Consider the following 23843-nt stretch of genomic DNA (forward strand, 5'->3'; position numbering starts at 1 on the left):
CTCCTCAGGCGGCGTTTTTGAGTTTCGGGTCCAGCGCATCGCGCAGACCGTCGCCCATCAGGTTGATTGCCAGCACGCTGAGCAAAATGGTCAGACCGGGCAGGCTCACGACCCACCAGGCACGTTCGATGTAGTCGCGCGCCGAGGCGAGCATGGTGCCCCACTCAGGCGTTGGCGGTTGTACGCCAAGCCCCAGGAAGCCCAGTGCTGCGGCGTCGAGAATTGCCGACGAGAAGCTCAATGTTGCCTGAACGATCAGCGGTGCCATGCAGTTCGGCAACACGGTGATGAACATCAGGCGCGGCAGGGTTGCACCGGCCAGACGTGCAGCTGTCACGTAGTCGCGGTTCAGCTCGCCCATCACCGCAGCGCGGGTCAGACGAACATAGGAAGGCAGCGACACGATGGCGATGGCGATCACGGTGTTGATCAGGCCAGGGCCGAGGATTGCCACAATGGCGACGGCCAGCAGCAGCGAGGGCAGGGCCAGCATGATGTCCATCAGGCGCATGACCGAAGGGCCGAGTACGCGAGGGAAGAAACCGGCCAGCAGGCCCAGCAGGATGCCCGGGATCAGCGACATGACAACCGATGCCAGACCGATCAGCAGCGACAGGCGCGAACCCTGGATCAGGCGCGACAGCAGGTCGCGGCCCAGCTCGTCTGTGCCAAGGATGAACTGCCATTGACCGCCTTCAAGCCAGACCGGAGGGGTCAGCAGGAAGTCGCGGTATTGCTCGCTCGGGTCATGGGGTGCAACCCATGGGGCGAACAGGGCACAGAACACGATCAGGATCATGAACAGCAGGCCGGCAACGGCGCCTTTGTTTTTCGAGAACGCTTGCCAGAATTCTTTGTACGGGGATGGGTAAAGCAGGCTTTGATCGACTGCTACCGCAGGAGTAGGGGTGCTCATATCGATGATCTCAGCGCTGATGACGGATGCGTGGGTTGGCAAAGCCGTAGAGGATGTCCACCACGAAGTTGACCAGGATCACCAGACAGGCGATCAGCAGAATGCCGTTTTGCACGACCGGGTAGTCCCGCGCGCCAATGGCTTCAATCAGCCACTTGCCAATGCCGGGCCAGGAGAAGATCGTTTCGGTCAGAACCGCACCGGCCAGCAGTGTGCCGATCTGCAGACCGAAGACGGTCAGCACCGGGATCAGCGCATTGCGCAGGCCGTGAACGAACACTACGCGTGCAGGCGACAGGCCTTTGGCACGGGCTGTACGCACATAGTCTTCACGCAGCACTTCAAGCATCGACGAGCGGGTCATCCGGGCGATCACTGCCAGCGGGATGGTGCCCAGCACGATGGCCGGAAGAATCAGGTGATGCAGGGCATCGAGGAACGCGCCTTGCTCGTCGCTGAGCAGCGTGTCGATCAGCATGAAACCTGTTACTGGCGGAATGTCATACAGCAGATCGATCCGCCCGGACACCGGGGTCCAGCCCAGGGTCACCGAGAAAAACATGATGAGGATCAGGCCCCACCAGAAGATCGGCATGGAATAGCCGGCCAGGGAAATGCCCATGACCCCATGGTCGAACAGGGACCCTCGCTTGAGTGCGGCGATTACGCCTGCAAGCAGCCCGAGGATACCCGCGAAGATCAGTGCGGCAATCGACAGTTCGAGCGTTGCCGGAAACAGCGAAGTGAATTCACTCCAGACACTGGTGCGCGTACGCAGCGATTCACCGAGGTCGCCCTGGGCGAGCTTGCCGATGTAGTCGATGTACTGGGCATAAAGTGGTTTGTTCAGGCCAAGACGTTCCATGGCCTGAGCGTGCATTTCCGGATCGACCCGGCGTTCACCCATCATGACTTCGACCGGGTCGCCCGGAATCAGACGAATCAGTGCGAACGTCAATAAGGTGATGCCGAAGAAAGTGGGTATCAACAACCCCACTCGGCGGGCGATAAAACTAAACATCTTGGTGTGTACCTCATCAGCCGGTTAGGCGTGCTCCGGCGAGTCTCGGGTAGAGCTCGCCGGATTATTTTTCTACTTCACCCTGGTAGTGGCGAAGTTGTTAGTGGTGAGCGGGCTTATTTGGTAGCCCTCAACGTTGTTGCGCATGGCCGTGAACATTCTGGTGTGAGCCATACTGATCCACGGCTGATCCTTGTTGAATATTACCTGGGCCTGCTCATAGAGCGCGGCGCGCTCCTCCGGGTTCACTGTTTCACGAGCCTGATCGATCAGTTTCTGGAAATCGGCATTGCACCAGCGGGCGTAGTTCTCGCCGTTTTTTGCCGCTTCACAACTGAGCATCGGGGTCAGGAAGTTATCAGGGTCGCCATTGTCGCCTGCCCAGCCGGCAGACACCATGTCATGTTCGCCATTCTTGGCGCGTTTAAGCATTTCGCCCCATTCCATGACACGAATGTCGATCTTGATGCCGATTTTGGCCAGATCAGACTGCATCATTTGCGCGCCGAGCATCGGGTTGGGGTTGGTCGGGCCACCACCGTTGCGGGTGAACAGGGTAAACGTAGTGCCTTCCGGTACGCCTGCTTCCTTCAGCAAGGCGCGTGCCTTGTCCAGGTCAACCGGCGGATTCTTCAGGCTGTTGTTGTAACCCAGCAGGGTCGGCGGATACGGGTTGACCGCGACCAGCGCATTGCCTTTGCCAAACACAGCGTTGACATAAGCGTTCTTGTCGAACGTCATGTCAATGGCTTTACGTACCCGCACGTCGCTCAAGTACTTGTGCGTCGTGTTGATCGCAATATAGCCGGTGGTCATCGCCTCCAGTTCATCGACTTTCAGGTTCGGGTCTTTCTTGATGCTCGGGATATCGTCCGGCTTGGGGTACAGCGCGATCTGACATTCATTGGCCTTGAGCTTCTGCAGGCGCACGTTGTTGTCAGTGGCGATGGCCAGGATCAGCGCTTCGGATGGCGGCTTACCTCGGAAGTACTCCGGGTTGGCCTTGAAGCGGACCTGTGCATCCTTGGCGTACCGCTGGAAGATGAACGGTCCTGTGCCGATTGGCTTGCTGTTGAGGTCGCCGGTCTTGTTGGCTTTCAGCAACTGGTCGGCGTATTCGGCCGGGTAGATAGAGGCGAAAGCCATGGCTATGTCTGCCAGGAATGGCGCTTCGCGGCGGGTCAGGCTGAACTTGACGGTGTAGTCGTCGGTTTTCTCGACGCTTTTCAACAGCTCTTTGAAGCCCATGCTTTCAAAGTAGGGGAAGCCGACGCTCGACTTGTCATGCCACGGGTGTTTCGGGTCCAGCTGACGCTGAAAACTCCAGAGCACATCGTCGGCGTTCATGTCGCGGGTCGGTTTGAAGTAATCGGTGGTGTGGAACTTGACGCCTTTACGCAGGTGGAAGGTGTAGGTCAGGCCGTCGTCGCTGATGTCCCAGGATTCAGCCAGTGCCGGAATCACATCGGTAGTACCAGGTTTGAAATCCGCCAGGCGGTTGAACACGGTTTCAGCCACGGCATCGGCCGTTACTGCTGTCGTGTATTGCACCATGTCAAAGCCTTCAGGGCTGGCTTCGGTGCACACCACCAGAGGTTTTGCCGAAACACTGACGGCGACGCTGAGCAGGGCCAGGGCGATCGAGTTGCGTAGCGATAACAGTTGCATTGTGAACCCTCCATAGAGTTGACGCCGATGGTGGTGTTCTGACGCAAGGCTGTTGCCCGGCGCCAGAACGGTTTTCAGCGACTCAAAGAATGTTGAACGGAACGGTGGTCACCAGACGGAATTCGTTGATGTTGCCATCAGCCTGATTCTCGCTGGCGCGGTGCGTGGTGTAAGTCGCGCGGATAGCAGTGGCCTTGAGCGGGCCGGACTGCACGGAGTACGACGTACCGATGCCGTACTCGTAGTGAGTTTCGCCGTCCATTGCGTTTACGCCGGACGCTGTCCGAACACCATTGATTGTCTGGACGTCGCCATAGACGTTGCCTTTGTATTTGGTACCGTCGATGTCCCAGCCACGCGCCTGGTAGATGTTGAATTTCAGACCCGGCACGCCGTACTCGGCCATGTTCAGTACGTAGGCGATCTGCAGGGACTTCTCGTTCGGGCCGTTGAAGTCCGAGAGCAGGGAGTTCGCCAGGAAGATCGCGTTGGTGTCGTGCGCATAGTCGAAGTACTCATCGCCAGACACTTGCTGATAAGCAAGGCTGACGCTGTGAGCGTTATGCGTACCGGTGAAGGACAGGCTGTAGGTATCGTTGTCGATAGGGCCTTGTTTGCTCTGACCGGAGTCCTTGGTTTTGTAGTAGTTCAGGTTGGTGCTGAGCGCCAATGCCTTGCTGTCACCCAGTTCGTGGGTGAAGCCGAAGTAGTACTGGTGCCAGAAATCTTCCAGGTTCGATGCATAAAAGCTGGTTGTCAGGCTGTCGGTCGGCTTGTAGTCGGCACCGAACATGTCCAGACGGTCAGCGGTCTGGCTGCGATCACCGTACTCGGAACGGAACTTGTCCAGGCTTTGTTCCATACGTGGCGATACGCGGTCGAAACTACCGGCTTGAAAGGACAGGTTATTCAACTCATCGCTCTGTACGGCAACACCCTGGAAGCTGGAGGGCAGTGCGCGGTTGCCGATGAAGGCGATGACCGGGGTATTCACCGATTGGCGACCCATCGTCAGGACCGTGTTGGATACACGTGCCTTGACGTTGCCCAGACCCATTTTGCTCCACTGACCGACTGCGTCGCCGTCGCTGTGTGCCAGGGTACGGTTGGAGTTTCCTGCAAAGTCATCGGTGTCACGGTCCAACGCAATGGCGTTGTACAGCGCCAGTTCGGTGGAGAAACCTACAACGCCCTGGGTGTACCCCGAGGTGTAGTTGACGATGGTGCCCTGTTGCCAGTTGATGCGACGCGAGGTCTGCTCGGGAACGCCGTTGTCTCTGTAGCTGAACACTTCGCCGCGACGCTTGAGTTCATTGGCGTACCAGTTACGTGTCGTGCCGGTCAGGTGTTGATCTTCGATAAAGCCGTTGGCGTCGGCCTGTGCATTCTTTGAACTCAGCTCGGTCGGTACGAACGTCTGGCTTGCCGGTTCAGCCTGAACCAGTGCGCCAAACGACGATAGAGACAATGCCAGTAACGCAGTGCTAGTTGTTTTCACGATGTGCAGCTCCCTTTGTAACTTTTATAAATGCCAGTTCTTTAAGGTCTGGCTTTTGGTGGTGCAGGGTTTGTGGCCCTGCGTTGTTATAGGTATCAATGCGTAAGTGCTGGCTCCTGCCGTACACAAGACGGCAAGAGCAAGCCTGGCAGGTGGTCAGTCGACGACGCTCACCCCCGAAAAGTTGTTGCGCCCGAACGGGCTGACGTGAAAGTCCTTGACCTCGGTACGCAGCGGCTGATTTACGGTTGAGTGGGCGACCGGGGTGATCGGCACCTGTTCCTTCAGATAGCGTTGCGCCTGTTTGTACAGATCGGTGCGCTGCCCGCGATCGGTGGTGGCCACGGCGGCCTTGATCAACTGGTCGTATTTCTCGTCACACCACATCGAGTAGTTGTTACCGCCAATGGCGGCGCAGCTGTACAGGGTGCCGAGCCAGTTGTCCGGGTCACCGTTGTCACCGGTCCAGCCAATCAACGAGATATCGTGCTCGCCGTTCTTGGTGCGCTTGAGGTATTCACCCCATTCATAACTGACGATGTTGACCTTGATGCCGACTTTGGCCCAGTCGGATTGCAGCATCTCGGCCATTAACCTGGCATTGGGGTTATACGGTCGCTGGACCGGCATGGCCCAGAGGTTCAGCACGGTGCCTTCCTTGACCCCGGCGGCGCGCAACAGCTCTTTGGCTTTTTCCGGGTTGTACGGTGCGTCCTTGATGCTGTCATCGTAGGACCACTGGGTCGGCGGCATGGCATTCACTGCCAGTTGCCCAGCGCCCTGATAGACCGCGCTGATGATGGCCTTTTTGTTGACTGCCATGTCCAGTGCCTGACGAACCTGGAGGTTGCCCAATGGTTCATGGCGTACGTTGTAGGCGATGTAGCCTAGGTTGAAGCCCGGCTTCTCGATCACCTGCAGGCTCTTGTCCTCCCTGAGATTGGCGAGGTCCGCCGGGCGCGGATTAAGTGAGACCTGGCACTCGTTGGCCTTTAGCTTTTGCATGCGCGCAGAGGCGTCGGTCACGATGGCGAAGATCAACTGGTCGATCTTCACTCTGCTCTGATCCCAGTATTCCTTATTGCCTTTGTAGCGAATCTGCGAGTCTTTCTGATAGCGCTGGAACACGAAAGGGCCGGTGCCAATCGGCTGCTGGTTGATGTTTCTCACATCACCCTTGGCCATCAGTTGTTCCGCGTATTCAGCGGACAGAATGGCTGCGAAGTTCATCGCGATGTTTTGTATGAACGCGGCGTCGACCGTATTAAGGGTGAACACAACGGTCAACGGATCGGTTTTCTCGACGGACTTGATCTTCTTGTTCAGGCCCATTCCAGTGAAATACGGAAACTCGGTCGGGTAAGCGACGCGAAAGGGATGGTCAGGTTTGAGCATGCGGTTGAAAGTGAACAGCACGTCGTCGGCGTTGAAGTCGCGACTGGGCTTGAAGTCCTTGTTGCTATGGAATTTCACCCCTTCACGCAGATGAAAGGTGTAGATCAGGCCATCTGGCGAAACATCCCACGAAGTTGCCAGGGCTGGAACCACAGTTGTATCGCCCTGTTTGAACTCGGTCAGGCGGTTATAGATCGGTTCGGAAGCATCATTGTCAGTCCCGGTCGTGTACTGGGCAATGTCAAAGCCCGCCGGGCTTGCTTCCGAACAGAACACCAGATTGCTCGCCTGTGCCAGCGGAGCCAGAGCAAGCAGCCCCAGGCACGACGTCATCGCAAGAGTTTTACGCATGATGATCCCTATCCTTCAAAGGACGAGCCAAGGCTCGATGTCTAACACGCCCATAGGCAGCAATCGGAACAGCACGCCCGATACATCAGGATTTACCTGAGCCATGAAGCAGCAGCTCCCTGCCTGTTACTGCAACCTTTCGACGGTAAGTCGGTAGAGGCGGGCGGTATGTAGGCTTGAAGTCTGCAAAGCTCGTAGGAAAAATCTTGGTGACAGTGAAAAAGTGTCATTGACGACACTTTTTCAACTTGTCGCACGGGTCTCAGAGTCAGGTATAGCGGAGGGCTGCGCCGGATGAACGGCGCAGTAACCGCCGCGATTACTTCCCGGTCACGCTCACACCGTAGAAGGAGTTCAAGCCAAACGGGCTGATCTTGAAGTCCTGAACGCTGGTACGCATGGGCTGATAGACCGTCGAGTGCGCGATAGGGGTCATCGGCACTGCATCTTTCAGGAGGTGTTGCGCCTGTTTGTACAGTTCGGTGCGCTTGGCCTGATCCGATGTTTCCTTGGCCTGATGGATCAGGGTGTCGAATGGCTTGTCGCACCATTTGGCAAAGTTGTTGCCATTCAGTGCATCGCAGCCAAACAGGGTGCCGAGCCAGTTGTCCGGGTCACCGTTGTCGCCGCTCCAGCCAATCAGCATCGCGCCGTTCTCGCCATTCTTGGCACGCTTGATGTATTCGCCCCATTCGTAGCTGACGATCTTGGCGTTGATACCGATCTTCTTCCAGTCAGACTGGAGCATCTCGGCCATCAGTTTGGCGTTGGGGTTGTAAGGACGCTGAACCGGCATCGCCCAAAGGGTAATCTCGGTGCCTTCCTTGATGCCGGCTTCCTTGAGCAACTGGCGAGCTTTCTCGGGATCGTACTTGGCGTCCTTGATAGTGGTGTCATAGGACCACTGGGTCGGCGGCATGGCGTTGACCGCCAATTGACCTGCACCCTGGTAAACCGAGTCGATGATCTGCTGCTTGTTGACCGCCATGTCCAGCGCCTGGCGCACTTTCAACTGAGCCAGCGGGTTTGGATGGTCTTCGCCCTTGATCTGAGGCATCACGTTGTAGGCGATGTAACCCAGGTTGAAGCCCGCCTGATCAGGCATCTTCAGGTTTTTGTCGGCCTTGAGCGGTTCGAGGTCGGCAGGACGAGGATAAGCCGTGATCTGGCACTCGTTCTTCTTGAGCTTCTGCATGCGCACCGAAGCATCGGTGGTGATGGCGAAGATCAGGTTGTCGATCTTGACGTCTTCAGGCTTCCAGTAATCCTTGTTGCCGGTGTAGCGAATGTTGGAGTCTTTCTGATAGCTCTTGAACACGAACGGACCGGTGCCGATCGGCTGCTGGTTGATCAACTCCGGCTTGCCTTCCTTGAGCAGCTTGGCCGCATATTCTGCGGACTGGATCGACGCGAAGCTCATGGCCATGTTCTGGATGAACGCGGCGTCGACCTTGCCCAGAACGAACTTGACGGTGTGGTCGTCGATCTTTTCGATCCTGGTGATGTTGGTATCCATCGCCATGTCGGTGAAGTACGGGAATTCAGTCGGATACGCTTTGCGGTAAGGCATGTCCTTGTCAATCATGCGATTGAACGTGAACAACACGTCATCGGCGTCGAATTCGCGGGTCGGTTTGAAATATGGCGTGGTGTGGAACTTGACGCCTTCGCGAAGGTGGAAGGTGTACGTCAGGCCATCCTCGGAGATGTCCCATTTGGTCGCCAGGCCTGGCACAACTTTGGTGCCCCCGCGTTCGAACTGGGTCAGACGATTGAAAACAGTCTCTGCCGCAGCGTCGAAGTCAGTGCCAGTGGTGTACTGGCCTGGGTCGAAACCGGCAGGGCTGCCCTCGGAGCAAAACACCAGGTTTGATGCTGCGTGGGCGAAAGGTGCGCTGGCGAGCAAGCTGGCGCCGAGCAGAAACGGAATGACCGCGTGTTTGAGCATGGTTGCCTCAGTTGTTGTCATTTTTGATTAGAGGGAACGACCTCATGAGCCGATCCGTCCGATACTTATGCAGGGGCCATACCCAAAGCAAGACACTGACGCCAAAGAAGCGACAAAGAGTGGCACGTTCGTACAGGAATGTCGCGAAAGTGTAATTTTCCTGGTAGTTGATCGTTTGCGCGAAGCATTTTGATACGTTTAACGCACCATTGAGGCGCAACCGGGTGAGAAAAATGCACCCGGTTGGAGCCCTGTTGTTACTTCACTGTACCCAGACTGACACCATAGAAGGGGGTCAGACCGAATGGACTGATCTTGAAGTCCTGCACTTCCTGGCGCATTGGCTGAAACACCTTCGAGTTGGCAATCGGGGTGATCGGCACCTGTTGCTTGAGAATGTGCTGTGCCTGTTGGTAGAGCTTGATGCGCTCATCGCGATTGGTGGTGACCTTGGCCTGCTGCACCAGCTTGTCGTAAGCCGGGTCGCACCATTTGGCGTAGTTGCTGCCTTTAACCGCAGCGCAGCTGTAGAGCACGCCGAGCCAGTTATCAGGATCACCGTTGTCGCCTGTCCAGCCGTAGATCATCGCGTCGTGTTCGCCGGCTTTGGCGCGCTTGATGTATTCGCCCCATTCATAGCTGACGATGTTGGCCTTGATGCCGATCTTCTCCCAGTCGGACTGGATCATCTGTGCGGACATGCGCGCATTGGGGTTTGACGCGCGCTGGACGGTCATGGCCCACAGGTCGATTTTGGTACCCGGTGCTACACCTGCTTCCTTGAGCAGTTGTTTGGCTTTGGTCAGGTCGTGCGGGGCGTCCTTGATGGTCGGGTCAAAGCTCCACTGGCCGGGCGGCAGGGCGTTTTCGGCCAGTTGGCCTGCGCTCTGGTATACCGCCTTGATGATGGCCGGCTTGTCGATGGCCATGTCCAGCGCCTGACGAACCTTGAGCTGGTCCAGTGGCGCATGCGTCACGTTATAGGCCAGAAAACCCAGGTTGAAACCCGGCTGACTCAGGACCTTGAGCTTCGGGTCCTTCTTCATCTCTTCGATATCCTGCGGACGCGGATAGCCGCTGACCTGGCATTCACCGGCCTTGAGCTTCTGCATACGCACGGCGGCATCGCTGCTGATCGAGAAGATCAGGTTGTCGATCTTCACATCCTCGGGCTTCCAGTAGTCGGTGTTGCCGACGTAACGGATCTGCGAGTCCTTCTGGTAGCGCTTGAACACGAAAGGCCCGGTGCCGATGGGTTTCTGGTTCAGCTCCTCCGCCTTGCCTTCCTTGAGCAGCTTGTCCGCGTATTCAGCGGACTGGATGGAGGCGAAACTCATCGCCAGGTTCTGCACGAACGCTGCATCGATGTTGTTCAACGTGAAGCGGACGGTCTGCGGATCGACTTTCTCGACGCTCTTGATCGTCGTGTTGAGCCCCATGTCGGTGAAGTACGGCGACTCCGACGGATAGGCTTTGCGGAACGGATGGTTGGCGTCGAGCAGGCGGTTGAAGGTGAACAGCACATCGTCGGCGTTGAAAGTGCGGGTCGGCGTGAAGTAGTCGGTGGTGTGGAATTTCACACCGTCGCGCAGGTGGAAGGTGTAGGTCAGTCCGTCTGGCGAAACGTCCCAGCGTGTGGCCAGGCCCGGTTCCACTTCGGTGCCGCCACGCTTGAACTGGGTCAGGCGGTTGAAGACGGTTTCAGCGGAGGCATCGAAGTCGGTACCGCTGGTGTACTGACTGGGGTCGAAACCTGCCGGGCTGGCCTCGGAGCAATACACCAGCGTGCTCGCCGCCTGGGCAATGGGTGCGCAGGCTAGCAGCGCAGTGGTCAGCAGCAGCGGTTTGAAGAGTGTTTGTCCCATGGATCCCTCGCGTGGTACGGCAATAACCGTGCTTGAAAGTCGACAGTCAGGTAGACAACGGATAGTGCCGTACTTGGTCGGGATCGGACAATACGCTTACTTGCCGGTAATCCTCGCCCACAAGTCTGACAGCGAGGTACTTTCGAAAAAAACGCTGGAAAAGGTGCTGCTGTCCTGACTGAAACGCTGGATGTCTCGCTTTGCGTTGCCCTGCAAGTCGGCCTGGTACTGATTCAGCTCGCTCTTGAGTGCGGCACGTTCGACCTGCTCCGGATTTGCCTCGGCCCATTCACGGACGATGACGTCCTGCCAGTCGCTGTCCATTGGGTGAGTGAAAAATCGTGCGGCAACGTGGGCTGGACCCTCGGCACCCTCTTTGCCATGCCAGTCGCTCAGAACGGCCTGACCCACTTGAAGCACAGCGTTTCTGGCGAGTAGTGCGGCGAGCTGGTGCAGCGGGTGTTGCGCGTGATCCTTGGCCAGTTGCGAATGTGACGGGTCGGTCGAACCACTGGTGTTCGGATCTTCGTCGAGCAGGGTTTGCAGGTCGTCGACGCTGTTACCCAGCCACACGGCCAGGCTCTGCATGGCGATACCGAACGCATTGCCCAGCAAGCGCCCGGGCGTAGCGATGAATGCGTAGAACTGTTCGACCTGCTCGGAGAACGGCTGGCTGGCCCATTGGTCACGTGCCCGCAAGAAGGCCTCATAGCCTTCAAGCAATTTCTCGTCCGGGTGCTCGCCGAGGATGATCTGGATAATCTGGTCGCGCTCATAACGTTCTCCAGCCTTGAGCGCCTCGAACGGTTTGTCGTCTGGCGAAAACAGAATATTGCCAAGCGGTTCTGCGAGGCTGGCGATGATATCGCTGCCGCCGAACGTACCGGTCACCAGCGGCAGTTGATGCTTGCAGTCTGCTGTGGACGTCCAGGGCAGCACATGAGTATGGCCGAGCTTGATCAGGCTCAGTTCGGCGAAGTTGGAGTGGGCGAAGAAGTCCTCGAGAATATGCAGTGCCGCGCCCATGTCCCGGAGCCCTTCAGTAGACCCCTGACCTGCTTTTGCAGCCGACTCAAGACCGGTAGCCATGAGGTCCGCCGAGCGCTGGATATAACGCTTCATCGACGTGTCGTAGTCGACGTTTAAAGCCGGATCGTCGGGCAGTACCCAGTCATCAAAGTCGGCGTCGCGCTCTTTGGGGTTTACCGGGTTGGGGTTGATGGCCTTGGGGTTATCGATGTGCTCAGCAGGACGATAGACGCCGAGTCGCTCCGGCGTCACCACAAAGCGTGGGCGATCTATCTTCATCAGATCGGTGAATTCCTTCACTGCCAGCACGTCCACGATGCGGGTCAGCGCTTCACGGGACAGCAGGTCAGGAAAGCTTTTCGGCATGTTCGTCGCCCTGACGATTTTCGGGTCGAGTAGTTGCGAGTAGTCGCGCAGCCAATTGCCGAAATAGATCGCACGGATCTCTTCAGGACTGAAACCTGCAGATTCGAGAACGGTTTCGATAGCGCCATGAGTCTGTTTGTGTTCGTCGCCTTTTCCGGCTTCAAATCGTAAGGGGGTGGGAAGCGGCTCGCCGTTTGTATTCGCATCCTGATCAATGGCAGCAGCAAAGCTTTCGGCAGTAGTCTCTGGGGGATTCATCCTTGATTCCTTGAGGGTAAAGGCGCGCCGGCCGTTTCACTCGGTCAGGGCGGTTATAGTTAAAAGTAGGTGGGTAGTTTCGCCGTCGACGCAGCTGTCGCCAATCAGACGACACGTCAGCAGACGTAGGAGGTTGCCGAGGCGCAGAGGGGGATCAAGAGGGAGGGGGGCGGGAAGTGGCGGCAGTCGAAACTGCCGCCTGGTGAATCAAGGAATCGCGACTTCAATCACGCCATCAGCCGCAACGCTGACCTGGCTGGTGCCCGCTTCGACTTCTGGCGTTGGCGCCGAGTCTGCACGCAAAGACTTTGCCATCATCATGACCGGCGCGCGCAAATACGGCTGCGGGTAGCCCGAAGTATTAAGGTTCAGGTTGACCAGCTTGTAGCCTGTACCGCCCAACGCTTCGGTGACCAGTTGCGCACGGGCCTTGAACGCCGTCACGGCATCCTTGAGCAACGCGTCTTCGCTGGTCTTGCGGGTCGACGGCGAGATCGAGAAATCCATGCCGCCCATTTTCAGATCGGTCAGCATTTCCCCGGTGAGCTTTGACAGGACCGCGAAATCGGCGCTTTCCAGACGCAGTTCGGCACGCTCGCGCCAGCCGGTGATCTTCTGGCCTTTATCGTCGTAGACCGGATAACTGTTGCGGCTGCCTTGACGAATTTTCACGTCTTTGACCTGACGCGCCTGGCCTAGCGCCTTGTTCAGCGTTTCAGTGATCTGCGCCGCGAGTTTGGCTGGGTCGCTGTCCTGCGCTTCGGTGTACAGCGTCACGAGCATCAGGTCACGCTGGACTTCCTGATTCACTTCGGCGCGCAGGGAAATCTGGTTGTAACGGGCTTCTTCAGCCAGAGCCGGCAGGCTGGACAGAGCAGCGGCCAGCGCGACGAGCGCGGCAGCAGGGCGGAGATTGAACATGGAAGCTCCTTGTTATCAAACGGCCCTCCGACAATTGCCGGAGGGTGCAAAGCCTTGAGACTGTAGCGTTATACACGGGTTCCTGCGATGACCTGGCGTCCGCTGCGCCAGGTCAGGTATGTGGTGCGTTGACGCACGTTTCGAGTTTTGCCTCCCGCTTGGTTATACTCGTCGCGATCCACCTGGAGCACTCATCAGGAGAGCTCATGCTCGCCCCCGTTCAAATGCTTTCAGCCACACGTCAAAACCTGTGGCGCCTGACATTCATCCGCATTCTGGTGCTGGCCGCGCAAGCAGGTTCGGTCGGGATTGCGTGGCTGTTCGATTTTCTGCCGTTGCCTTGGCTGCAGCTGTCGATCACGCTGGGTTGCTCGCTGGTTCTGTGCGGCCTGACCGTCATCCGGCTGCGCACGTCCCTGCCGCTCACCGAGTTTGAGTACGCCTTGCAACTGGCCCTCGACCTGTTGATTCACAGTGCCTTGCTGTATTACTCGGGCGGCTCGGCCAACCCGTTCGTCTCCTATTATCTGGTGCCATTGACCATCGCCGCTGCCACGCTGCCCTGGCGCTACTCGCTGATCCTGTCTGGCTTCGCGCTGACGATGTACACGATGTTGATGGTTCGTTCCTATCCGCTGGAAACCGACTCCATTGCCCGCGAAAACATGCAGGTCTACGGTATGTGGCTGAGCTTTGCGCTGGCCGCGGGCGTCATCACCTTTTTTGCGGCGAAGATGGCCGAGGAACTGCGCCGTCAGGAACAGCTGCGTGCCGAGCGTCGTGAAGAGGGCTTGCGCGATCAGCAGTTGCTCGCCGTCGCGACTCAGGCCGCAGGCGCTGCTCACGAACTGGGCACACCCCTGGCGACCATGAGCGTGCTGCTCAAGGAAATGCGTCAGGACCACAGCGACCCGGCCTTGCAGGAAGACCTGTCGGTATTGCAGGAGCAGGTCAAACAGTGCAAACAGACCCTCCAGCAACTGGTGCGTGCTGCCGAAGCCAACCGGCGCATGGCCGTGGAGCATCAGACCGCCACCCGCTGGCTGGACGAATCGCTCAACCGCTGGCATTTGATGCGACCGGAAGTAAGTTACCGCTTCTATCAACTGGGCAAGGGCGAGGTACCGATGCTGGCCCCGCCGCCAGACTTGACCCAGGCGCTGCTCAATTTGCTCAATAACGCCGCCGATGCCTGTCCTGATGGGCTGGAAGTCAATCTGGACTGGGACAGCGCAGAAGTCTGCATCAGTATTCGCGACCACGGCGCGGGTGTGCCGCTGGCAATTGCCGAGCAGATCGGCAAACCGTTCTTTACTACCAAGGGCAAAGGTTTCGGCCTGGGTCTGTTCCTGAGCAAAGCCAGTGTTACCCGTGCGGGTGGCTCGGTAAAACTCTACAGTCATGAGGAAGGCGGTACGCTCACCGAGCTGCGCCTGCCCCGTGACACGCGAGGAGAAGAAGCATGAGTGACGATATTCAGGTTGAAGGCGAAGAGCTGCCGCATTTGTTGCTGGTCGATGACGATGCCACGTTCACCCGCGTGATGGCGCGCGCCATGAGCCGGCGCGGATTTCGCGTCAGCACGGCCGGGTCGGCTGAAGAGGGTTTGGCGCTGGCGCAGCAGGACATTCCTGAATACGCCGCGCTGGACCTGAAAATGGATGGCGATTCCGGGCTGGTGCTGCTACCCAAGTTGCTGGAAATGGACCCGGACATGCGCGTGGTGATCCTCACCGGTTATTCGAGCATTGCCACGGCGGTCGAAGCCATCAAGCGTGGTGCCTGCAATTACCTGTGCAAGCCCGCCGACGCCGATGATGTGCTTGCTGCGTTGCTGTCCGAGCACGCCAACCTCGACACGCTCGTGCCCGAGAACCCGATGTCGGTCGACCGCTTGCAGTGGGAACACATTCAGCGCGTGCTGGCCGAGCACGAAGGGAATATCTCTGCGACTGCGCGTGCGCTGGGCATGCACCGCCGAACCTTGCAGCGCAAGTTGCAGAAGCGTCCCGTGCGGCGTTGATGAAGGTTTTTTCATAGTGATCGTGTAGGCTTTTTTTTGCTTCATTGTGCTCAGGCATCGGACTTCCACAGAGAGCGAGCCTGAACTACATGAATCGCAATGCTGAATATTCTGTCGTTAACGATACGGTAAAAGGGGCGTTCTTCTCCGGTGTCTGGAGGCTGATAGCGCCGTATTGGCGCAGCGAGGAAAAGAAGTCTGCCTGGGCTTTGCTGATCGCGGTAATCGCCCTGTCGCTGTTCAGTGTGCAGATATCCGTCCTGTTCAACAGTTGGTATCGAGAGTTTTACAACGCCGTCCAGAACAAGGATCTGGCTGCGTTCACCCACCTGATCCTGTATTTCAGCGGGATTGCCGCTATCGCCATTCTGGCCGCTGTGTATCGCTTGTACCTGACTCAAATGCTGACCATTCGCTGGCGTCGCTGGCTGACCGAGCAGCACTTTGCCCGCTGGCTGGCGCAGAAAAATTACTACCACCTGGAGCAGGGCGGTTACACCGATAACCCTGACCAGCGCCTGTCCGAAGACCTCAACGAATTCACCACCAGCACACTGAGCCTGGCGCTGGGTCTGATGAGCGCAGTCGTAAGCCTGGTTTCATTTTCGGTCATTCTCTGGGGCGTTTCGGGCAGCATCGAACTGTTTGGCGTCACCATTCCGGGTTACATGTTTTGGGCGGCCATGCTCTATGCCTTGGTGGGCAGCCTGCTGACCCACTGGATTGGCAAGCGCCTGATCCCGCTGAACAACCAGCAGGAGCGTTATGAAGCAGACCTGCGTTTTGCCTTGGTGCGGGTACGGGAAAATGCCGAAAGCATTGCCTTGTCCGCAGGTGAGAAGAATGAAAACCAGCGCTTGAGCGAGCGTTTCACGATGATCTGGAATAACTTCCGGACCTCCATGAAAGTCCAGAAGCGCCTGACATTCTTCACCTCGGGCTATGGGCAAATCGCACTGATTTTCCCCTTCATCGTCGCTGCGCCCCGGTATTTCGCAGGCAAGATCGAACTGGGGGATCTGATGCAGATCAATTCGGCGTTCGGCAATGTGCAGGAGAACTTCAGCTGGTTCATCAGTGCCTACAGCACGCTGGCTTCATGGCGCGCCACGTCTGATCGTCTGCTGAGTTTCCGCCAGGCCATGACCGATTATGAGGCGCAACAGCCTGCCATCCAGACAGTCGTCGTCGATGACGCGTTGGTTCTTCGCGACCTGGGGCTGAGCATTGTGGGTGGTCGACAGCTGCTGAGCGATGCCAATCTGCGCATAGGTGCAGGTGAGCGGGTAATGCTCAGCGGTCGTTCAGGCAGCGGGAAGAGCTCTTTGCTAAGGGCGCTGGGCGGTTTGTGGACAGAAGGCGCAGGTACGATTCAGCTGCCGGCCGGCGCGGCGCTATTCCTGCCGCAGCGGCCTTATCTGCCAATCGGGACCCTGCGCGGGGCAATGAGTTATCCACAGCCCCCCGAGCACTATTCGGCGGAACGCTTTGCCGAGGTGCTGATTCAATGCCGTCTTGAGCATCTGGTGCCGCATCTGGATGAAAGCAATCACTGGCAACGCTTTCTGTCACCCGGCGAGCAGCAGCGCGTGGCGTTTGCGCGTGCGCTGCTGATTGCACCGCGCTGGCTGTACATGGATGAGGCCACCTCGGCCATGGATGAAGAAGACGAAGCAGCAATGCACCGCGCGATCATCGAAGGTCTGCCTGGACTCGGCTTGCTCAGCGTCGGGCATCGCAGCAGCTTGAAGCGTTTTCATGATCGGCATGTGCGGGTGGAAAGGGGGACGTTGATCGAACAATCGACTTCCGAGCCTGTTTGAGCTTGATTTTGCCCGGAGAACGGCGATTTTTGAGGGTGTGATCATACAACCGCTGAGCTATGATTAGCCCTTGTTTAGCAGTCCAGAGATCGACGTTGGATGGAAAATCAAAGCGCTCTGCCTCGCGCCCGTAGAAAACATCGCAGTCTCGCGCAGGAGCTGGTGACCGAGCTGTCCGAGCGTATTCGCAGCGGTCAGCTCAAGCGCGGTGACAAACTGCCCACCGAATCCGCAATCATGGAAGAGCAGGGCGTCAGTCGTACGGTAGTGCGTGAGGCGATTTCGCGCCTGCAAGCGTCCGGCCTGGTCGAAACCCGTCACGGGATCGGCACCTTCGTTCTGGACACGCCGAGCCCCAGCGGCTTCCGCATTGATCCGGCGACCATCGTGACCCTGCGTGATGTGCTGGCAATTCTGGAGCTGCGCATCAGTCTGGAAGTGGAGTCGGCAGGGCTTGCCGCCCAGCGCCGGAGCGACGAGCAACTGGCAGCCATGCGTGCTGCTCTGGACGCACTCAATGAAAGTGCCACACACGCAACTGATGCAGTGGCGTCGGATTTCCAGTTTCACCTGCAGATCGCGCTGTCGACCGGCAACCGCTATTTCACTGACATCATGACGCACCTGGGGACCAGTATCATTCCGCGCACGCGTCTGAATTCTGCGCGCCTGGCCCACGATGATCAGCAGCACTACATGGACCGCCTGAGCCGTGAGCACGAAGAGATCTTCGACGCCATCGCCCGTCAGGACTCCGACGCCGCCCGTGCCGCCATGCGCCTGCACCTGACCAACAGCCGCGAACGCCTGCGCCACGCGCATGAAGAGGCTGAATCGCAGCGGGCTTGATGCCCGCACCTGCCTACACCGCTCAATCAAGATCGGACGCAGAGCGTCCAGAACGGCATGCCGACGCGGAGCGTCGCACGATAGTCGAGATTATCGTTGCTCACGCTCCAGCGTAGGAATGCCCTGGGTGACGCTCCGCGTCACAGATCTGCGCCATACCGCCTGCTCAAACCGGACGCTGTCTCCTTGCGCTGAAAAAACCCGAAAATCCCTGTTGAGTGATTTTATTATCAGTTGTACGATGACTTACGACATCGGCACTGGCCCGGTGATCTTCTAACAATTATGTCCCCAGGGTGTTCGAATAATGAATCCACAAGAACTGAAGTCCATCCTCTCTTCCGGCCTGCTGTCCTTCCCGGTTACCGATTTCAATGCGCAGGGCGATTTCCATCGCGCTGGCTACATCAAACGCCTTGAGTGGCTGGCCCCGTATGGCGCCAGCGCTCTGTTCGCTGCGGGCGGTACAGGTGAGTTCTTCTCCCTGGCAGCCAGCGAATACTCTGAAATCATCAAGACTGCCGTCGACACCTGCGCTACCAGCGTGCCGATTCTGGCCGGTGTGGGCGGTGCGACTCGCCAGGCTATCGAATACGCTCAGGAAGCCGAACGTCTGGGTGCCAAAGGCCTGTTGCTGCTGCCGCACTACCTGACCGAAGCCAGTCAGGACGGCGTTGCTGCCCACGTTGAAGCGGTGTGCAAATCGGTCAAGATCGGTGTGGTGGTCTACAACCGCAACGTTTGCCGCCTGACGCCAACCCTGCTGGAGCAACTGGCCGAGCGTTGCCCGAACCTGATCGGTTACAAGGATGGCCTGGGTGATATCGAGCTGATGGTTTCGATCCGTCGCCGTCTGGGTGATCGCTTCTCGTACCTGGGCGGTTTGCCTACCGCCGAAGTCTACGCCGCTGCCTACAAGGCGTTGGGCGTACCGGTCTACTCGTCCGCGGTGTTCAACTTCGTACCGAAACTGGCGATGGATTTCTACCACGCCATTGCCCGTGACGATCACGAGGCAGTCGGCAAGTACATCGACGATTTCTTCCTGCCTTATCTGGAAATCCGCAACCGCAAAGCCGGTTATGCCGTGAGCATCGTCAAGGCTGGCGCGAAGATCGCTGGCTACGACGCAGGGCCGGTTCGTGCGCCATTGACCGACCTGACCCCCGACGAGTGCGACATGCTCGCCGCTCTGATGGACAAGCAAGGCAAGCAATAACACTTGCTACGACAGAGCCGCTGAGCAATCAGCGGTTTTTTCGTTGCAATGCATGACCCTTACAGGTGGTAGATGTCGTCGCCGTGGCACTGCCAAGGGGCCTGTAACGCTTTACCCAAAAACAGCTTTACCCGCCTAAAAAAATAATCAGTGGGAGCTCTACCATGCAAAAGTCCAAGCCGACGCACGTCCGCTATTTGATTTTGTTGATGCTGTTTCTCGTCACCACGATCAACTACGCCGACCGTGCCACCATCGCTATCGCTGGTTCCAGTATCCAGAAAGACCTCGGCATCACTCCGGTCACACTGGGCTTTATCTTCTCTGCATTCGGCTGGGCCTACGTGGCTGGCCAGATCCCTGGTGGCTGGCTGCTTGACCGATTCGGGTCGAAAAAAGTCTATGCCATGAGCATTTTCACCTGGTCGCTGTTCACCCTGCTGCAAGGCTATGTGGGTGAATTTGGTATTTCCACGGCCATCGTCGCGCTGTTCATGCTGCGCTTTCTGGTCGGGCTGGCCGAAGCGCCTTCCTTCCCAGGCAACGCACGCATCGTCGCCGCCTGGTTCCCGACCGCCGAACGCGGCACAGCTTCGGCAATCTTCAACTCGGCGCAATATTTCGCCACCGTCCTGTTCGCTCCGCTGATGGGCTGGATCGTCTACACCTACGGCTGGCAGCACGTGTTTGTGGTCATGGGCGCAGTCGGCATCGTGTTCTCGATGATCTGGATGAAGGTCATTTATGGCCCGCGCAACCACCCGATGATCAACGAGGCCGAGTTCGAACACATCGCCAGCAATGGTGCGCTGGTCGATCTGGATCAGGACAAGGGCAAAGGCACTCAAGCGGCAGCCAACAGCGGCCCCAAGTGGGACTATATTCGCCAGTTGCTGACCAACCGCATGATGCTTGGCATCTACCTGAGCCAATACTGCATCAACGGCATCACCTATTTCTTCCTGACCTGGTTCCCGGTCTACCTGGTTCAGGAGCGTGGCATGACCATCCTCAAGGCAGGCATGATCGCGTCCTTGCCAGCCATCTGCGGGTTTATCGGCGGAGTATTGGGCGGGATCATTTCCGATTATCTGCTGCGCAAGGGCCATTCGCTGACCTTCGCCCGCAAGGCGCCGATCATCGGCGGTCTGCTACTGTCGACCTCTATCGTGACCTGCAACTATGTGGACGTGGAGTGGGTGGTCGTCGGCTTCATGGCCCTGGCCTTCTTCGGTAAAGGCGTGGGCGCGCTGGGCTGGGCGGTCATGTCCGACGTCTCGCCCAAGCAGATTGCCGGTTTGAGTGGCGGCCTGTTCAACACCTTCGGTAACGTTGCATCGATCACCACCCCGATTGTGATTGGCTACATCATCAGCAGCACCGGCTCGTTCAAATGGGCACTGGTGTTTGTCGGCGCCAACGCGCTGGTGGCGGTGATCAGTTACATTTTCATTGTGGGCGAAATCAAGCGTGTGGAATTGAAAGAGCCGCCTGCCAAGGGGCCATTGCTGAACGACTCGGTCAGCGACCTTTCCGAAGCAAAATCCTGAGGAAACCGTGATGAACCTGATTCAACATGCCGATTCTCCACGCTACATCCGGCTGCATCCGCTGGATAACGTTGTGGTCGTGGTCAACGACCAGGGCGTGCCGGCCGGAACCGAATTCGACGACGGCCTGGTGACCGTCGATAACGTGCCGCAAAGCCATAAGGTCAGCACCGTTGACCTTGCGGTAGGCGAGGCGATCATTCGCTATGGCCATACCATCGGCTACGCGCTGCAACCGATACCGCGCGGCAGTTGGGTCAGGGAAGATCAACTGCGCATGCCATCCGCGCCAGCGCTCGACAGCCTGCCGATGTCCGATGCAGTGCCAGAGAAACAGCCACCGCTGGAGGGTTTTACCTTCGAAGGCTACCGCAATGCCGACGGCACGGTGGGCACCCGCAATATTCTGGGCATCACCACCACCGTGCAGTGTGTGACCGGCGTACTGGATCATGCAGTCAAGCGCATTCGTGAGGAGTTGTTGCCCAAGTACCCTAACGTCGATGACGTGGTAGCGCTGACCCACAGTTACGGTTGCGGCGTGGCCATTACCGCCACCGACGCCTACATCCCGATTCGTACTGTGCGCAATTTGGCACGCAACCCGAATCTGGGTGGCGAGGCGTTGGTGATCAGCCTGGGCTGCGAGAAATTGCAGGCCGGGCAGGTCATGCATGAAGGCGACAGTTCGGTTGACCTCAGCGATCCTTGGCTGTACCGACTTCAGGACTCCAGCCACGGCTTCAACGAAATGATCGAGCAGATCATGGAGCTGGCCGAAACGCGCCTGAAGAAACTGGATGTGCGCCGGCGCGAAACGGTTCCGGCTTCGGAGCTGATTCTGGGCATGCAGTGCGGCGGCAGCGATGCGTTTTCCGGTATCACCGCCAATCCGGCCCTCGGCTATGCTTCGGACCTGCTGTTACGTGCTGGCGCGACTGTAATGTTTTCCGAAGTGACGGAAGTGCGGGATGCCATTTATCTGCTGACGTCCCGTGCGCAGGATCAGGACGTCGCCCAGGCACTGGTTCGCGAGATGGATTGGTACGACCGCTACCTGGCCAAAGGTGAGGCGGATCGCAGCGCCAACACCACGCCGGGCAACAAGAAGGGAGGATTGTCGAACATTGTCGAGAAATCCCTGGGGTCTATCGTCAAGTCCGGCAGCAGCGCGATCAACGGCGTGCTTGGCCCTGGCGAGCGGGTCAGCGGCAAGGGGCTGATCTTCTGCGCCACGCCTGCCAGTGATTTTGTCTGCGGCACATTGCAACTGGCCGCCGGGATGAACCTGCACGTATTCACCACCGGACGCGGTACGCCGTATGGTCTGGCGATGGCGCCGGTGGTGAAGGTCTCGACCCGCACCGAACTGGCCCAGCGCTGGCCTGATCTGATCGACATAGACGCCGGACGCATCGCGACCGGTCGTGCGAGCATCGAGGATCTGGGCTGGGAGTTGTTCCATTTCTATCTCGACGTGGCCAGCGGCAAGAAAAAGACCTGGACCGAACACTACCGGCTACACAACGACATCACGCTCTTCAACCCTGCACCGATTACCTGACGGGAGTGTGAGGCGCAGCGTCGCGAACGGTATTCCGACGCTGGAGCGTGAAGAACGATCCGTGTCTGAACATGTACCGATCTGTGCGTGAACGCACGCCTATTGTGCCCATGCTCCGCGTGGGCGTGCCGTTCTGGACGCTCTTGCCTCTGCGGTGAAGCGCATTCCAGTGTCGAGCACCCGGTTACATTCCGAAAGATTCTCTGAACTTTCAGGTACTTTCATGCCTCTTCTACAGTATGGGCAGCCGGTCTGGCTGCCTTCGTTGAAGGTGCAGGAGATTTCAAATGGGTTGGATATCGGAAAATCATTTGTGGTTGTTCGCAGCGTTGACTGCCTTGATTGTGATTTCGGACATCTGGGCAGTGTTGCGTATTCGCAAGAGCAAGACGCAGTCCAGCAACAAGCTGATGTGGATCATCATCGTTGTCGCCGTGCCGATTGCTGGCGTACTGGCACTGCTGGTTGCAGGTCCGCGCCATGTGGACACCCCGGCCAAACCTGAACAGCAAAGCACCAAGTACTGACCCCGCCTTCCGGAAATGCCCCGCCAGCCGGCGGGGTATTTCTTTTTCAAAGACTCCATCGTCCCGCTCGCTGAACATCTTCATGGAAAGATGCGCTGCCGACTGGCAAAAAGAAAAATCTCTGCAATTCTTCTGCAATGGTGAGGTGTTTACATGCTCGCCATCCAGACCGGAAAAGGAGAGAGCACATGTCGATCATTACCAAGTGGGCGTTGCAGGCGGTTGCATTGTTTGTGTTGGGCTGGATGGCGACGGTGACTGCGAGCTGGAGCAACAATGTTGCCACCGGCACGGGCAGTGATCGATTGGCAGAATTGAGTAGCGGTGTGCTGACGGCGTCAGCGACGACCGTCCTGAGCGCTACAGCGCCGCAGAGTGAATGATCAGGCTTGGCGAGCCGGGTAGAGCGTTACTTTTTCGCAGGCAAAAAAATGGCCCACAACGGGGTGGGCCAAATGGGATTCATCAAAGGAGTGGGTTCAATTTACCCAGCCTCACGTGAAGAAGATGTGAAACGGATGTCATGGAAACGAGAACTGTTTTAAAAGAGTGCCTGGTCGATAATTCAGTAAAGGCGGCGTGGTGACGGGGATTTGCAGGATATGCTTATCGTACCGACGCGATGCATCGGCACGATAGGCAAAGAAATGTATGTCAGCCGTATACAGCGCTGATCAGGGATTCAGTTTGGAGATCGGCGCCTTAGCGGGCCATTGCTCTGGCGCTTCGCTCGGGAGCGGCATGTTGCGTCATGTAGGGGAGTGTATGAGGCGCATCGATCCTGGATTTCATGCGATCTGCAAATTCTCTGGCTTCCTGCCAGCTCCGGCAGCTCACCGGGTAGTCACCCAGCTTTACAACCCAATTAGCTCCGTACATACCTTCTTCAATTCGGATAAGCATTGTTGGCATCCTCCAGTCAGTAAGGTTGAATCTGTGCCGGGTCATCGGCTATCAAGCAGACGACCGAAAGCCTGCGCCGAAAATCTGCGTGGTGCTACAAAAAAATACAAATCCCGATGAGTGCAACTCACCGACGAACCGCTGCATCA

The 23843-nt window shown here is 57.8% G+C and carries 19 protein-coding genes; 9 read left to right on the forward strand and 10 right to left on the reverse strand.

All coding sequences use genetic code 11. The features are described from left to right. Positions 1 to 4: 4 nt before the first annotated feature. From N018_RS03940 to N018_RS03980, 9 genes are all read right to left on the reverse strand, one after another. Positions 5 to 916, reverse strand: a complete 912-nt coding sequence (locus N018_RS03940; RefSeq protein WP_002555194.1) for an ABC transporter permease subunit — start codon at positions 914 to 916, stop codon at positions 5 to 7. A 10-nt stretch (positions 917 to 926) separates the two neighbouring features. After that, on the reverse strand, positions 927 to 1937 hold the full coding sequence (locus N018_RS03945) for an ABC transporter permease subunit (protein ID WP_024645573.1): 1011 nt from the start codon (positions 1935 to 1937) through the stop codon (positions 927 to 929). A 72-nt stretch (positions 1938 to 2009) separates the two neighbouring features. Then, the gene (locus N018_RS03950; protein ID WP_024645572.1) at positions 2010 to 3605 is read right to left on the reverse strand and encodes an ABC transporter substrate-binding protein; all 1596 of its coding nucleotides are present in this window, start codon (positions 3603 to 3605) and stop codon (positions 2010 to 2012) included. Between the two features lie 82 nt (positions 3606 to 3687). After that, on the reverse strand, positions 3688 to 5103 hold the full coding sequence (locus N018_RS03955; protein WP_024645571.1) for an OprD family porin: 1416 nt from the start codon (positions 5101 to 5103) through the stop codon (positions 3688 to 3690). Positions 5104 to 5259: 156 nt separating this feature from the next. Beyond that, positions 5260 to 6849: an ABC transporter substrate-binding protein gene (locus tag N018_RS03960; RefSeq protein ID WP_024645570.1), complete on the reverse strand. Its 1590-nt coding sequence runs from the start codon at positions 6847 to 6849 to the stop codon at positions 5260 to 5262. Between the two features lie 319 nt (positions 6850 to 7168). Next, positions 7169 to 8797, reverse strand: a complete 1629-nt coding sequence (locus N018_RS03965) for an ABC transporter substrate-binding protein (RefSeq protein WP_024645569.1) — start codon at positions 8795 to 8797, stop codon at positions 7169 to 7171. A gap of 257 nt (positions 8798 to 9054) precedes the next feature. After that, complete coding sequence (locus N018_RS03970; protein ID WP_025388892.1) at positions 9055 to 10662, reverse strand: ABC transporter substrate-binding protein; 1608 nt, start codon at positions 10660 to 10662, stop codon at positions 9055 to 9057. Positions 10663 to 10758: 96 nt separating this feature from the next. Continuing rightward, entirely contained in the window at positions 10759 to 12315 is a 1557-nt protein-coding gene (locus N018_RS03975) for an HET-C-related protein (RefSeq protein ID WP_025388893.1), read from the reverse strand. Between the two features lie 207 nt (positions 12316 to 12522). Further along, positions 12523 to 13236, reverse strand: coding sequence for an SIMPL domain-containing protein (locus tag N018_RS03980; RefSeq protein ID WP_024645566.1), 714 nt, complete (start codon positions 13234 to 13236; stop codon positions 12523 to 12525). A gap of 206 nt (positions 13237 to 13442) precedes the next feature. Between N018_RS03980 and N018_RS03985 the strand changes: the two genes are divergently transcribed. The 9 genes from N018_RS03985 (at position 13443) to N018_RS04025 (ending at position 23174) form a co-directional block, all read left to right on the forward strand. Next, positions 13443 to 14702, forward strand: coding sequence for an ATP-binding protein (locus N018_RS03985; protein WP_024645565.1), 1260 nt, complete (start codon positions 13443 to 13445; stop codon positions 14700 to 14702). Then, positions 14699 to 15259 carry a response regulator transcription factor gene (locus N018_RS03990; RefSeq protein ID WP_024645564.1) on the forward strand — a complete coding sequence of 187 codons (561 nt, stop codon included), beginning with the start codon at positions 14699 to 14701 and terminating at the stop codon, positions 15257 to 15259. The genes N018_RS03985 and N018_RS03990 overlap by 4 nt, the downstream gene beginning before the upstream one ends. 89 nt (positions 15260 to 15348) lie before the next feature. After that, entirely contained in the window at positions 15349 to 17082 is a 1734-nt protein-coding gene (locus tag N018_RS03995; RefSeq protein ID WP_024645563.1) for an ABC transporter ATP-binding protein/permease, read from the forward strand. A gap of 99 nt (positions 17083 to 17181) precedes the next feature. Beyond that, a complete protein-coding gene (locus N018_RS04000; RefSeq protein ID WP_024645562.1) occupies positions 17182 to 17931 on the forward strand; it encodes a FadR/GntR family transcriptional regulator in 750 nt (249 codons plus the stop codon). A gap of 307 nt (positions 17932 to 18238) precedes the next feature. After that, the gene (kdgD, locus tag N018_RS04005) at positions 18239 to 19150 is read left to right on the forward strand and encodes a 5-dehydro-4-deoxyglucarate dehydratase (RefSeq protein ID WP_005620479.1); all 912 of its coding nucleotides are present in this window, start codon (positions 18239 to 18241) and stop codon (positions 19148 to 19150) included. Between the two features lie 164 nt (positions 19151 to 19314). After that, complete coding sequence (locus N018_RS04010; RefSeq protein ID WP_024647239.1) at positions 19315 to 20700, forward strand: MFS transporter; 1386 nt, start codon at positions 19315 to 19317, stop codon at positions 20698 to 20700. Between the two features lie 10 nt (positions 20701 to 20710). Continuing rightward, positions 20711 to 22264, forward strand: coding sequence for a galactarate dehydratase (gene garD / locus N018_RS04015; protein WP_025388894.1), 1554 nt, complete (start codon positions 20711 to 20713; stop codon positions 22262 to 22264). Between the two features lie 287 nt (positions 22265 to 22551). Next, positions 22552 to 22791 (forward strand): PLD nuclease N-terminal domain-containing protein, encoded by a 240-nt coding sequence (locus N018_RS04020; RefSeq protein ID WP_024647237.1) that lies wholly within the window; start codon positions 22552 to 22554, stop codon positions 22789 to 22791. Positions 22792 to 22979: 188 nt separating this feature from the next. Continuing rightward, entirely contained in the window at positions 22980 to 23174 is a 195-nt protein-coding gene (locus N018_RS04025; RefSeq protein ID WP_024647236.1) for a hypothetical protein, read from the forward strand. A gap of 319 nt (positions 23175 to 23493) precedes the next feature. Here N018_RS04025 and N018_RS27910 read toward each other — a convergent pair whose 3' ends face one another. Beyond that, positions 23494 to 23694: a hypothetical protein gene (locus tag N018_RS27910; RefSeq protein WP_024647235.1), complete on the reverse strand. Its 201-nt coding sequence runs from the start codon at positions 23692 to 23694 to the stop codon at positions 23494 to 23496. Positions 23695 to 23843: the final 149 nt, after the last annotated feature.

The sequence above is a fragment of the Pseudomonas syringae CC1557 genome, from assembly GCF_000452705.1.
GTDB classification, from domain to species: domain Bacteria; phylum Pseudomonadota; class Gammaproteobacteria; order Pseudomonadales; family Pseudomonadaceae; genus Aquipseudomonas; species Aquipseudomonas syringae_F.